Source organism: Vibrio qingdaonensis, from assembly GCF_026191675.1.
Classification (GTDB): Bacteria; Pseudomonadota; Gammaproteobacteria; order Enterobacterales; family Vibrionaceae; genus Vibrio; species Vibrio qingdaonensis.
In genome coordinates, this window is record NZ_JAKRRY010000016.1 from 25,151 (window position 1) to 38,806 (window position 13,656).

General features: G+C 43.8%; 11 protein-coding genes. 6 read left to right on the forward strand and 5 right to left on the reverse strand.

The features are described 5' to 3' along the window. The first annotated feature begins 209 nt into the window (after positions 1-209). The 4 genes from MD535_RS12935 (at position 210) to MD535_RS12950 (ending at position 6,203) form a co-directional block, all read left to right on the forward strand. Positions 210-1,376, forward strand: coding sequence for a glycoside hydrolase family protein (locus MD535_RS12935; RefSeq protein ID WP_265675441.1), 1,167 nt, complete (start codon positions 210-212; stop codon positions 1,374-1,376). A 64-nt stretch (positions 1,377-1,440) separates the two neighbouring features. After that, positions 1,441-2,430, forward strand: a complete 990-nt coding sequence (dctP, locus tag MD535_RS12940; protein WP_265675442.1) for a TRAP transporter substrate-binding protein DctP — start codon at positions 1,441-1,443, stop codon at positions 2,428-2,430. Between the two features lie 65 nt (positions 2,431-2,495). Next, positions 2,496-4,439: a TRAP transporter large permease gene (locus tag MD535_RS12945; protein ID WP_265675443.1), complete on the forward strand. Its 1,944-nt coding sequence runs from the start codon at positions 2,496-2,498 to the stop codon at positions 4,437-4,439. 114 nt (positions 4,440-4,553) lie between these two features. Next, positions 4,554-6,203, forward strand: a complete 1,650-nt coding sequence (locus MD535_RS12950; RefSeq protein WP_265675444.1) for a heparin lyase I family protein — start codon at positions 4,554-4,556, stop codon at positions 6,201-6,203. 99 nt (positions 6,204-6,302) lie between these two features. On the opposite strand, the gene MD535_RS12955 is transcribed toward MD535_RS12950, so the two are convergent. Further along, positions 6,303-7,220, reverse strand: a complete 918-nt coding sequence (locus MD535_RS12955) for a LysR family transcriptional regulator (RefSeq protein ID WP_265675445.1) — start codon at positions 7,218-7,220, stop codon at positions 6,303-6,305. 144 nt (positions 7,221-7,364) lie between these two features. On the opposite strand from MD535_RS12955, the gene MD535_RS12960 reads away from it, so the two are divergent. Together MD535_RS12960 and MD535_RS12965 are read left to right on the forward strand one after the other, a co-directional pair. After that, positions 7,365-7,805 carry a PACE efflux transporter gene (locus MD535_RS12960; RefSeq protein ID WP_265675446.1) on the forward strand — a complete coding sequence of 147 codons (441 nt, stop codon included), beginning with the start codon at positions 7,365-7,367 and terminating at the stop codon, positions 7,803-7,805. A 130-nt stretch (positions 7,806-7,935) separates the two neighbouring features. Continuing rightward, positions 7,936-8,343: a DUF2061 domain-containing protein gene (locus MD535_RS12965; protein ID WP_265675447.1), complete on the forward strand. Its 408-nt coding sequence runs from the start codon at positions 7,936-7,938 to the stop codon at positions 8,341-8,343. 106 nt (positions 8,344-8,449) lie between these two features. Here MD535_RS12965 and MD535_RS12970 read toward each other — a convergent pair whose 3' ends face one another. The 4 genes from MD535_RS12970 to phnW form a co-directional block, all read right to left on the reverse strand. Continuing rightward, complete coding sequence (locus MD535_RS12970; protein ID WP_265675448.1) at positions 8,450-9,739, reverse strand: hypothetical protein; 1,290 nt, start codon at positions 9,737-9,739, stop codon at positions 8,450-8,452. A 433-nt stretch (positions 9,740-10,172) separates the two neighbouring features. After that, a complete protein-coding gene (phnX, locus tag MD535_RS12975; protein ID WP_265675449.1) occupies positions 10,173-11,021 on the reverse strand; it encodes a phosphonoacetaldehyde hydrolase in 849 nt (282 codons plus the stop codon). Next, complete coding sequence (locus tag MD535_RS12980) at positions 11,014-12,387, reverse strand: aspartate aminotransferase family protein (RefSeq protein WP_265675450.1); 1,374 nt, start codon at positions 12,385-12,387, stop codon at positions 11,014-11,016. Before MD535_RS12980 ends, phnX begins: the two co-directional genes overlap by 8 nt. Continuing rightward, positions 12,387-13,490 carry a 2-aminoethylphosphonate--pyruvate transaminase gene (gene phnW, locus MD535_RS12985; RefSeq protein WP_265675451.1) on the reverse strand — a complete coding sequence of 368 codons (1,104 nt, stop codon included), beginning with the start codon at positions 13,488-13,490 and terminating at the stop codon, positions 12,387-12,389. The genes MD535_RS12980 and phnW overlap by 1 nt, the downstream gene beginning before the upstream one ends. Positions 13,491-13,656: the final 166 nt, after the last annotated feature.

The following is a 13,656-nucleotide window of genomic DNA, read 5'->3' on the forward strand; positions in this document are numbered from 1 at the left end:
AATACACATAAATAACACACCTCTATCATACCGAGTTCAAGTACCGTTCTTCTATGAAAACTATCGATTCAGTCATGAAACGTGATCGGAATATCATGAAACGTTTCATGATTACGAATTGTTTCTCAATATGTAACGGATCACATTTTTTAGTCGAGCGGATGCGTATATTGATTTCCAGAGATTGGTATTCAAGGTTACATAGACACATGAAAGAATTTGAAAGCATTAACGGCAACATCATCAAAAGTATTGAGCGCAATATGCCGCGCATTGGAATTAAGAACCCGATGGTTGGCTACAGCCCTACAGAATTTAAGTGGCGTTATCCTGACAATATTTTTTGGACTGATTCATTTTGGACTGGTGAGTTGTGGCTAGCTTACTTACAAACTGGCGAGCAGAAATTTAAAAATCAGGCACGAATGAGAATGGCGCATCTAGGAAAAATCCTTGATAACCCATTGTTGATGAATCATGACTTAGGGTTCCAGTTTTCATTAAGTGCGGTAGCGGATTACAAATTGACCGGAAACCAAGAAGCGCGTTCAATTGCTCTTCGTGCAGCAGAGGCATTGCGTAATCGTTTTAACTGGAATGGCAATTACCTTGTTGCTTGGACGGCAGGTAGTGAAGGAAAGGCACACGCTGAAAAAATTCAAGGTAAGATCATCATTGATTGTATGGAGAATTTGCCGTTATTGCTTTGGGCGTATCGTGAAACGAATGCAGAGTCGTTTAAGACGGTTGCACTAGCTCAAGCGGAAACAACGCTAAAGCATATCGTTCGTGATGACTGGAGTACTTTCCATACTTTTGATTTTGATACGACGACTAACGAGCCTATTCGTGGCTGTACTTATCAAGGCTATGCCGATGATTCATGTTGGAGTCGCGGTCAAGCTTGGGCCATTCATGGTTTTGCTCACCTTGCGAATGTTGAAAATAGTGAACACTACGCAGAAGTCAGTGCCAAGTTACTTGATTATGTAATCGACAATATTACCGATGATCTCGTGCCAATTTGGGATTACCGACTACCGGCGAGTGAGCCACAATATAAAGATTCCTCTGCTGGTTCTGTTACCGCTGCGGGTGCACTTCTACTCGCGTCTGTATATGAAAGAATGGGTAATGAAGAGCAAGCTACTAAGTATCGTGACTTTGGTTTAGCGATGCTAAAGGCCCTTCATGAACACTGTGATATTACTCATATTGACGAAGCGCAAGGGTTGCTGTGTAAAGCCGCATCATTTGTACATTTCGCACATGAGTTTGATCGTGATTATCAAGCCAACTCAATGTTGCCTTACGGTGACTACTACTACTATGAAGCGGTTCTTCGAGCTCAAGGGCACACTGAACTATTCTGGTAAACCTTGTTGCAGGTCGACAACTCTGCCTACTCACCCCCTACAAAAAATGGAAAGGAACGAATCCATGAAACTAAAAAAATTAGCGGCAATTATGCTTACTGGTGCGATTGCACTTACATCGGCAAGTTCAATGGCAAAAACGTATAAGTTAGCGTCAAACGTACCTGCAGATGGTCCTCCAGGACAGCTATTGCAAGAGTTTGCTAGCCGCGTAACCGATGATACGGATGGTCGTGTAAAAATTAAAGTCTTCGCAAATGGTACGCTAGGTGGACAAGCGCAGTACTTGCAACAAGTACAAAGTGGCGTTATCCAGATGGGGCTTGTGAACTCGGCGATGATGGAAAATATTGAGCCGACGTTTGGTGTTCTCAATCTTCCTTATATTTATCGTTCATTCGATGAGTTCAAGATGGTCATGGATAGCGATCTGATTCAGAAAGAACTGTTTTCTTCTACGGCAGATAAGGGCTTTGAAATTGTTGGGTTCTTAGATAATGGTCCTCGTAGTATCTATTCAACGAAACCAATTAATTCGATAGAGGACTTGAAAGGACTTAAATTACGAGTGATGTCGAGTCCAACCTATATTGAAATGCTTGAATTGATGGGTACCGCACCAACGCCACTCGACTTTTCTGAAATCTATTCAGCGCTTCAGCAAGGTATGATTGATGGTGGAGAAGGGGGTTTAGGCGCGCTTTGGGAAATTAAGTTCGGTGAGCACGCTAAATACGCCATTAAATCAGAACAAACTCGAATGGTTGATCTCATTGTAATCAATGATAAAGCGCTTGCTAAGATGAAACCGGAAGATGTTAAAACGGTTCAACGTGTCATGAAAGATGTAACTGAAAAGTCTTACGATGTTGTTCGTGAGCAAGAAGCTGCATCGATGAAGCTGGCAAAGGAAAAGCTAGGCGTAAAAGTGGTTGAAATCGACAAAGCGCCACTAGTGGCATCAATGGCACCTATCTATGAGCGTGCCATGCAAGATCCTGACAAGGGACCAATGCTGAAGAAAGTATTTGAGTTGCAGGGCCGTGAATTTTAAGCCCCTAAGTGAAAAGAGGGGGAGCTTCGGCTCCCCTTTTAGATTTAAAGGTAAGGTGTGTGGTAATGGCTGAAATAATAAATAAAATTACAAATAGAGATAATGAAATGCCGTCCGGATGGAAAGCCCAAGTGATAGGTCTGTATAAACGTCTTGATACGCTAATGTCCGCTATTTTGATAACGCTAATATCTTTAATGAGCGTTTTGATTGTCTACCAAGTTTTTACACGCTACGTGTTGGGCTCTGCAAGTGGCACATCACAAGAGCTTCTCATTTATTCAATGATTTGGTTGGCCTTTCTTGGTAGTGCAGTGTGTTTTGGTAAAGGGTCGCACCTTAGTTTACCTCTCGTCTATGACATGCTGACACCGAAAAAACAAAATGTAATTACCACGCTTAATGCCACCCTAGTATGTCTTTTAGCCGTCATTATGATTGTTGGTGGTCTTGGGGCTGTGGAAAAGAATGCGAGCTTCTTAACACCTATGATGCAAGTGTCGATGTCGGTACTTCAATCGATCTTATGGTTGGCTGGCGGGTTGATGATTATTCAGCAAGTCGGACGCGTGATTGAGTTGATAGGTTTTAATAAAACCCTCGCAATGAGCTTTGCGACATCCAGTGCAATCTTGCTAGTGATCGCGGTCGTCTATACGTTTTTTCAATCGACGGAATACTATGAATATTTAGTTGACGAGCATATCGAAATAACATCAACCATCGTCTTATTTACGGTTTTCTTTGCATTATTGGCCATTAGCCTGCCGATAGCCGTTGGGCTAGCGTATTCTGGTCTAATTGCGTTGTCTCTTCAGTTAGATTTCGAAATGCTAATTATGACTTCTAGCGAAAAGTTATTTAGCGGTCTGGAAAGTTTCGGTTTCTTAGCACTACCATTTTTCATTCTTGCCGGAAACTTGATGAACCAAGGTGGCATTGCTCGTCGCTTGATTGAGCTCGCCTTATTAATTGGTAGAAAAATACCGGGCAGTCTCTGGCACTCCAATGTTATCGTAAACATGTTATTTGGCTGTTTGTCTGGATCTGGTATCGCAGCGGCAACGGCGATTGGTGGGGTAATGACTCCAATGGCGAAAGAAAAAGGCTATGACATGTCGGTGACAACGGCGATCAACGCTGCGTCTGCACCAACAGGTATGCTGATTCCACCAACGGGTGTATTCATCATCTATTCGATGATTACTGGCGGCAGCGCGTCTATTGCTGCGATGTTCTTAGCTGGCTACATTCCAGGCTTGATGATGGGACTTTCCGTTGTCGTGGCCGCGTATTTTTATGCGAAACGATTAGGGTACAAAACAGATACGGAATCTAAATCGTTAAAATCTATTCTCGATGTGGTTTGGAAAACCGTACCGAGCCTGACCATGATTGTCGTGATTATTGGTGGCATTTTAACTGGTGTCTTTACTGCAATTGAAGCTGGGGGAATTGCTGTTCTCTATAGTTTGGTATTGTCTTTGTGTTATCGCACACTGACTTGGTCTTCATTAGCGAAAACATTGCGTGATTCAGCCTTAATGTCAGCGGTCATTTTGTTTCTCATTTCATGCTCAGGTTTAATGAGCTGGAGTATGACCTTTGCGAGCATACCTGACACGATAGGCGAGCTTTTGGTCACGGTATCTGATAACAAAATTGTCTTATTACTGCTGATGAACGTAACGTTACTATTGGTTGGCATCTTTATGGATATGGCGCCAGCACTGCTTATCTTTACGCCAATATTTTACCCTGTAGCGATGTCTCTTGGCGTCGACCCAGTACAGTTTGGTGTCATCATTGTTTACAACCTATGTATGGGGCTGATTACGCCACCTGTGGGTACCGTACTCTTTGTTTCTTGTAGTGTAACGGGACAAAAAATCACGAGTATTGTGAAACCACTACTGCCAATCTTCTTGTTGCAGTTTATTGGGCTCATGCTCATCACATACTTCCCAATATTTACGATGGGGTTGCCAAACTTATTTGGTGTTAATTAACTCGTAAGTCTGCTTTACCGTATTACCTTTCAGTTAATATACCTATAAACGCCTTGCCTACTCGGGTCAGGCGCTTTTAGGAGTGCCGCTTATATATATAAAGGAATAAAAATAATGAAAAATACACAGCATCGCCTGCCTAAAACTGTGCTCTATACAGCGCTATTTTTGATGCCAGGACTCGCTACTGCTGATGCCGTTTGCCCACTGTTTCACGTCGGTATTGACAATGCGTCAGATTCCAGCGGCAATGATGGACATGGCCCCGAATATACCATTGACCGGAATTTAATGGATGGTTCGCGTTGGTCATCGGCTGGAGATGGACAAGAAATTAGCTACGACTTGGGAGCGGTTAAATCGGTCAGCCAGATTGATATGGCGTTCTATCAAGGCGATGTAAGAAAGGCGTTCTTTAAGGTCGATACTTCATTGGATGGCAAGACTTGGAGTACGGCTTTAGGGTGCACTGAATCAAATGGCAGTACGAGTGGATTTGAAGCGTTCCCATTTTCTGAAGTGGAGGCGCGCTTTGTTCGTGTCACAGGGTATGGTAATTCTAATGCTGACTCCAGTAAATGGAACAGCATTATTGAGACGCGCATTATGAGTTGCACTCAAGATATGGCGGTTGCGAACCAGAAAGTGACTTACATTAGCGGCGAACCAGTAGTAGCGCGTGACCAAAAATTAGTAGGGGATGCATTAACGCTAAGATCGAAATTATATGGTCATGCTGCTGTGTATCCTGAAAGTGAAATTGTTGACGGCCAATTCTCTATCTTAGGTAACGATGCTCCTAAGGGCGTGCTGTATCGTAATCCGAAAGGTGGCGTGGACGGAACCCCTGCTTATTTATTTCGTTTAAATGGTGGTCGTCGAATTGAATTGAGTACGGCGTATGTCTCCGATGATATTGCCGCTCAATATACGCCAGAGTATGTTACGAATCTGCTAAAGATTGAAGATGTATACCGTCTATCGAATCTTGGTGAATACGGAGATACGTTCACATACGAGTGGAGCGTTCGATTCCCATATTTACCTGCAAATGGCCAAGAGGGCATTATTTCTCAATGGCATGGGCGCCCGGACAAAACACTGACTCAAGATCCCGAGGGTAATCTGACATATAACAGCGTTGAAGAGATGGTGGATATTCGCAATCAAATGGATATCTCGGCAGAAATTGATCAAGGGATAGGTTATGTGAAAGGCACTCAACAGCCTAATGGTTGGAAAGTTGATTCCTATCAGCGCCCTATTGGTGAACTGGCAATTTATGATAATTACCTTTACTTATTTTTCCGTAATGACCCAAACCGCCTGTCCGGAACCGATGCGGATTCTCCAGTACCGCATCCTGGGAAAAATCCGCTACCGTATATAAAAGAAGGCAATAAGGTGTCCTCTGTTGTGGTTTGGGAGAGAAAGCTAAGTGATGTGCCGGTTGATGAGTGGATAGATCTTAAGTTAGAAATTAAGTATGCCACTTATAGCGAAACGGAGGATAAAGTGCTGGAGAGTGGTTATGCTAAGTTTTGGGTAAATGGAAAGCTTGAAGCTGACTACCAAGGTGCCATTGGAAAAAATGACCAATTCCCTCCTTATTTTCAGCATGGGGTTTACACGGGTAGAGGGATGGCTGTAGATCATAGTGGCTATCGCTATTTAGTCAATGGAACGCCTTGGACCCTAAAAACAGCTGGGCCAATCAAAACCTCACAGACGAACTTGGCTAATAAACTGGAACCTAACCAATAGTATCAGTTAAGATTTTTCGCTCAGTATAGTTTCTACTGGAACGGTAAGTACAAGTGGTCATGTTTCTATGTAAGCTTGACCATTTTTCTGAGTAACCGCTTACTGTTTCCTATTTTGAGTATGCTCCCAGCGATTTTCAGTTAATCGGTATTGTTTAAGGGTGTCGAGGACGTGTACGAGTACTGGTCCTGATGCGTGACTTCGCGATACTAGGCAGCCCACCGCCGTTAGCCAACCATTAAATTCATGTGCGACAGGTAATGAAACCACCGAGTTCTGCTCTAACGATGTCTTGATAAGTAGCTCAGGAACGAGCGCCCAACCAATACCTTGGCGCACAAGATCAATAAGGGTTTGGTGATTATTGGCATACCAGAGCTTGGAGCTAATTCCGTAGCTGAACCACAGTTCTTTTTGTTTCGCACTACGGTGGACGCATTGGCGATAAAGTTTTAGATCATCATGCTCTACGATAGGAAGCGCGGCTAACGGGTGCTCCGGTGAAGCAATGGTCAAAAACTTCGCCTGTCCCATAATAAAAAAGTCCATGTCGACTTTTAGCTCCCCATCGGCGAATACAATACCCGCGTGCGCTTTTCCCGTACGAATTAGATCTTCAATATCGAAGCTAGAAGCCGTGATGATTTCAAAGTGCGTAATGGGAAACTGGTCGGCTAACGGGGTCAATATACTTAAAAAATCATCGCTGACCATACTTTCATCGATAGCGATGACAAGCTCATGTTCGTACGCATTAGTGAGCGCCGTCGCCTTTTGATCGAAGTAAACCTGTTGCTGCAATATAGATCGCGCAATGGGCAGTAAGGCCTCACCACTTTTTGTTAAGGTAGGTGTGTTTTTATCTCGGTTGAATAACTCTTGGTTAACGGCAATTTCAAGGTTAGCCACGGCTTGACTGACACCTGATTGAGCACGCTTTAGTTTGCGTGCCGCCGCTGAGAATGAGCCATTTTCACATACCGTGACGAAGACTCTTAATTGTTCAAAGCTGTACATGGGTATGCCTCTATTCGCGATGTTTACTAAGTGAATAACAAAATAAGCTATCACCAATTGTGATGGCTGTTAACTTTATTTGCACGCTCACCCTGACATAATCCCAACTTCATTTTTGAGTAAGTAAGCAGGTTGGAGCAAATTATGGGAACACTAGAGCGTGTTTTTCATTCGGTATTATTTGAAACGTTGGCAGTCACATCGTCTATCCTTGGATTGGCGTTGTTTACCGATCATGATATCGGAGCGCTATCAGGAACAATGATAGTTATCGCTACGATGGCGATGATCTGGAATTATTTGTTTAATTTGGGGTTTGATAGAGTAATGCCGGGTGAGAAAACCCAGCGGTCAATGTCACTACGAGTCATTCATGTCCTACTATTTGAGGCGGGATTGCTGTTTTTCACTATTCCAGTGATGGCTTTTATTCTGAAGGTGAGTTTGTGGCAAGCATTGTTAATGGATTTAGGCGTGACGATATTCATCACCATCTATGCGTTTCTTTTTAACCTTATCTATGACCATGTTCGGGCTCATGTGTTGCAGCGAAGAGTGTTAAAAGGTGTTAGAGCGGTATCGTAGGAAAGTGAATGTCTGATATTTCGATTTTTAATCAATAGGTTTTAACTATTGAATAATTAGATTTAATCTGTTTTGTTCGTTGAAAAGTGTTGGGTATAGTGGAGACAATTGAACACAACAGGACAACATCATGGCGAAAACACTTAGGTTTGCATCAATTCACTTTACCATTGCATTTAGCGTGGCGTATGTTTTTACTGGTGAGATCATTCTGAGTAGCATGATCGCCATGCTGGAACCCGCAGTGAATACAGTGGCGTTTTATTTCCATGAAAAGTTATGGGAAAAATCGCAATGGCTGAAGTCATTAAGTCAAAATGTTCGCATTAAAACGGCGTCATTTGCAGTGGTTCATTATAGTGTCGCGTTTTCGGTGGTATACGCACTGACCGGAAGTATGGTTGCTGGTGGAGCCGTGGCATTGCTGGAGCCCGCAATTAATACGGTAGCTTACTTTTTACATGAAAAATCATGGAATAAAAGAGTTGGCAGCAAGAACAAGCTTATGCCATGTTCAACGGATTGTGTGGTGGCGTAATCGAGAAGCCGCGCTTTGAAATATTCATAAACGAACAACGCCAGAGAGTGATCTCTGGCGTTTCTCATCGATAATTTAACGGTTATTACCGTGATCGAAATACAGACTAAGAACTGACAGAGTTGGATTCGGAAATAACCTCTGGTGCCTCTGGGTCTAAAACATCAGTATCTGGCGCTGCGTTTACTGCAGGAGAAACGGCAGCTGGTGTTTCTGGGGCAACGTCCTCTCTTTGGGCTTTTTCCAACTCAGGCTGAGTTACTACAGTGTCTAATTGGGCTAATTTTTGTGTTTCAAGCGAGCTGATTTTACTTTGCAGCGCTCGTTTTTCTGCCATAAGCTGATTTGCCTGATCAGCCGTTGCCTCTGCATCTTGTTTGATTTGCTCGAGCTCTAATGTCAGTGATTGCCATTTCTCATCATCGCTTTTTTGAGTATCCAGCATTGAGCTTTCAATGTATTTTGCATGCTCAATGAGCGTTTTATTTCTGTGGTCACCAGTGGCAGAGGCAACAGCAATGGCGTGGAGGCGTGCTTCTAAGTTTAGAATATAGCGCTCATATTGCTTTTCAGGTAGTGATTTGAGCTCTCGAACTTGCTGAACGACCTTATCTGTACGTTGCAATGCAAATGAAACCGTATCGGCGCGAACTTGTATTTCTTTATGATTACGAGGCGATGACTGAATAAAGGCTTCTGCTTTAGAAAGCGTTGCTTCAGAACGTGCCATAACCAACGGGGCATCAACAGAATAACGTTGTTTCTTCTGTTGGCTAAATTGTTGCTTAGCATCGCCTAAATAGTGTTTAGTGACAGATTTAGCTTCTAGTTGGTGTTGTTTAGTCTCTAATGCAATTAATCTTTCGTTGTCAATAGATTCATTATTGGCAACATAATCTACAGTGCGTTTAAATTGCTGCTCAACACGTTTAAATTCAGTTGGGAATAGGGATTGTGCATTTGCCTTCTCTAAATAGGTATTGTTTTCAAAAGATACCGACATCACTGACAATACGCGCTGCTTTGTGGCAATGGCGCTCCGGTATGCCAGTTCAAATTCATCTAATGATGCAGTCATTTCCTGACCATAGTTTTGGCTGGAAAATAGATCTGAATCGTTGATTTTTCTTGGTTCATGCTCAAACTCAGAATAAGCATGACGAGCCTCTTTTAGCGCTTCTGTCATGGCTGAATAGGCTTGCGTAGCATACCATTTAAGCTCTTCGTCGCTGTGCCGTGATGTGGCATCATCAAGCTTTACTTTTAGTGTGTCATACAGGTCAAGCTGAATATTGGTAGATGCTGCTTGTTTTGATTCATCTGATGAAGTAGACGCACAGCCAAATAATGAAGTTGCCAATATAAGGCAGGCTAGCGTTTTGACAGGTTGTTGCATTTTCTATCCTTAGAATTGTTTTTATGTAATATACCCAGGCAATAAAATACACTAAGTACCTGGATTATATAGAAATGCATATAATTTATAAATGTATTTTATTGACACTTAGCTGACACGGTCATTGAATTACTCAATGGAAAGAGATTGTTTGAATTATTCATTAATCATGGTGATATTCTTGACTATTGATGTGTATTTTATGAATGCATTGGATTTGGTGGGGCGGATATAGGAACGAAATGTGTATAAAATCTGACTAGATGAGCAATGGGAGTAAAAGCTAGCCGTCACCACGGTTAGCTTTTGTATGTTAGATTAGCTACAACACGAAGAGTTTTGTGATCAAAATTCATAATGTTGTTTGTCGTTGAAGACGATTACATTCGCCGCTTTATTCGCTTTATCACGTTTATCTCTACAGCACGCTTTTCTAAGGTCGTTCACCTGCGCCCAAACGTTTTTCTATATCACAGATCACACTAGGAAGGTCATTAATCGTATCAATTAAATAGTGTGGTGAAGCTTTACCAAGCTTTTCACGTGCTCTTTCGCGAGCCGCATTTAATGTGGCTTCATCGGCTGCTTGGTATTCTTCTAAGGTTAAGCCAGCTTCATTACCCGATAGTAATAGTCCGACTGTCCACATTCCGGCGTTGTGACCTTCTTCAATACCGGGAGCGGCATCGTCAACTTTTACGCAAGCGCCAACACAAGTGACATTTAGCTCAATCATGTTTTTTAGTGCCATGAACGGAGCTGGGCGACCACCTTGAGAAAGGTCATCCGTTGCCACAATATAGTCCGGCTCATAGCCATAGTCTTTCGCAGCAGGGATCAAGACATCCATGACCTCTCTTGGGTAACCTGAGCAAGAACCTATTTTAATACCTTGCTGCTTTAGCCCGTTGACCACATCGATAGCGTTGAGAATAGGTTCGGCATGATCGGCGACTTTTGCTTTTTGTAGCGGCATAAATGTCGCGTAAATTTGGTCGATATCGCTGTCAGTCATCGTGCGACCAAACTGCTTTTCCCAGCGCTGAGCAACGGCTGGCAGGTGACCGACCGCTTTAATATGATCCCATTTACCAATGCCCATTGGCTCACGTGCTTCGGCAAGCGTAATGTCAAAGTCATAACCTTGCCTAAAGGCTTCCACAAAAATACTGGTGGGTGCGAATGAACCAAAGTCGACAATGGTGCCGGCCCAGTCAAAAACGATGGCTTGAACAGGCGACTTAGTGGAGGCACTTGGTGTTGCTGAATAGAGATTAGACATAATTAAAATCCTTGCATACTTTGGCGATCGCGTGCTCGAAAATGTCGAGGGCTTGCGTCAGTTGTTCACGAGTGATGATGAGCGGTGGGCTCAACTGTATAACGTTACCTTGCGAGACCTTAAAGCTCAGTCCCTGATTGAGGCATTGATACAACACGGATTCTGCCTCGTCATAGGCGCGCTGTTTGGAGACATGATTGGTCACCAGTTCAACGCCCCATAACAACCCTATTCCGCGTACGTCACCGATCACAGGGTAGGTTGCCTTCATTTGCGTTAAGCGAGCTTTAACAAACTCACCATCCGCGCGTGTTTTTTCTAGTAATTGATCGTGTTCAATGGCTTCCATCGTTGCCAACGCCGCCGCACATCCAATGGGGCTTTTTTCATGAGTGTAATGACCCAGTGATATCTCTGCAGCGGTGTTATATTTTTCTTTGGTCACCATGGCAGCAATAGGCACGAGTCCTCCCCCTAATCCCTTACCAATGCACAAGATGTCGGGTTCAATATCAAAGGCTTGATACGTAAACCACTCGCCACTGCGGCCCATGCCGTTAGGAATATCATCGATGATCAATAAGACGTTATGCTTGTCACAAATCTCTCGAATACGTTGCCAATAGGCTTTGCTTGGTACTTGTACATCGGTATTGCGTACGCCTTCAGCAATAAATGCGCCTATGCCACCTTCTTTTTCGATCACATATTCTAAGTAATCCGCGTAATGAACATCGCTGCCGTCTTGAGAGGGCAGTGCACCACGGTAAGATATAGCAGGTGGAATACGCTCAACCCCTGACATTAATGGCCCCATCCCTTCACGAAAACAGGCTTCTCCACCAACGGATATGGCATCAAGGGAAGCACCATGAAAGGAATCCCAAAGTGACACGACTTTGTGACTGCCTGTGATGTAACGAGCTAACTTTAGTGCCATGCCGACAACGGAGGTTCCGCCCGGTGCAAAGAGCACTCGGTTTAGGTCGCCACCACAGATGTCGGTGAGCTTTTCCGCGCATTTGACCGCCGTCTCGTTGGTAAAGCGACGGGGAGAAAATGGCAGTGAATGCATTTGCTCAGTGACGCGCTTAATGACGTGAGGGTGACCATAACCAAGTTGATGGACATTGTTGCCATGAAAATCCATGTATCTCTTGCCACGCGTATCTTGAAGGTAAATCCCTTCCGCAGCTTCCAGTGAATCAAGACAAGGTGTTGACATCGATTGATGTAGAAACACATCCGAATCGCGTTTAAGTAAGACTTGAGTGGCCTCGTCTTGAATATCAGACATCCATGTTTGGCGAGCGGGTGTGTTGTTCACATCCCCCTCGCTGCGTAAGTGAGTTGCTTGATCTGACATTATTTGATTTCCCAATACATCGAGCTCTTCACAGCAGTGATAAGACGTGAGATATCCGCCGGATGCACATCACCAATATTACCGATACGGAAACAGTCAGCGTTGGAGACTTTCCCCGGGTAAATCACAAAGCCTTGTGCTTTAAGTCGGTTGTAAAACTCTTTGAATTGGTAATCACTGTGCTTTGGTGAGTAGAAAGAGGTGATGATTGGTGAGTGCAGGTCATCATGGAGCAATGGCGCAAAGCCCAAAGAGCGCATGCCTTCGACTAAGGTCTTTTGGTTAGTCTGATAACGCTGATGACGAGCGGCAATACCGCCTTCGTCCTGTAGCTCTTGCAGTGCTTGGTAAAATGCGCGCACGGTATGCGTTGGTGAAGTAAAGCGCCATTTTCCGTGGTTGTGCTCCATGCATTGCCATTGGTCATAGAGATCTAATGTTAGCGAGCGAGCTTGCCCTTGGCATTTCTCTAGGGACGTTTGTTTAGCAATGACAAAGCCAAACCCCGGTACACCTTGAATGCATTTATTGGCCGAGCTGATCATAAAGTCGATGTCTAACTCACCGATATCCATAGGGATACCACCAAAGCTGGACATCGCATCTAGGATCACCGCCTTGCCGTGCTGCTTTGCGAGTTTTATTACCGGCTCAATAGGATTGAGCATGCCAGTTGTCGTTTCGCAATGCACAATGGCAATATGAGTAATGTCAGCATCACTTTTGAGTGCGTTTTTTATTGCTTCTAAATTTGGTTGCTGCGTTTCGCCCAGAGAGATGACACAGGTAGGAATGGAGAGGTAGTCCGCAATTTGTGCAATGCGAGCACCGTAAGCGCCGTTATCGATAACCAAAAGTTTGTCATTCTTGCCAAGTGCACTGCCGATTGTCGCTTCAACAGAGGCCGTGCCACTGCCTTGCATGAGCACACTGGTATAGCCGGGGTGGCGGGTCGCCAATTGTGTTAGCGATGAGCGAATGACCTCAACGACGTCTTTGTTGTAGTCGTCATCCCATGTGCACCAATCTTTAAGCATCGCTTGTCGAACGGTTTCAGAGGTAGAAAGCGGGCCGGGCGTAAGCAGTAAGTATTCGTTTTTCATTATCACTTCTCATATTGGACTATACCAGGTTGTTGTGGCTACTTTAGCAATCCTTTTTATTGTTCGTAAAGGGGGAGAAATTAGATTTAATAAAAGCTTCATAGTTCGAAATGCAGCGAAAATCGTTGTCATCGAATTAGTCATAAATCGTCGCAAAACTGCCATT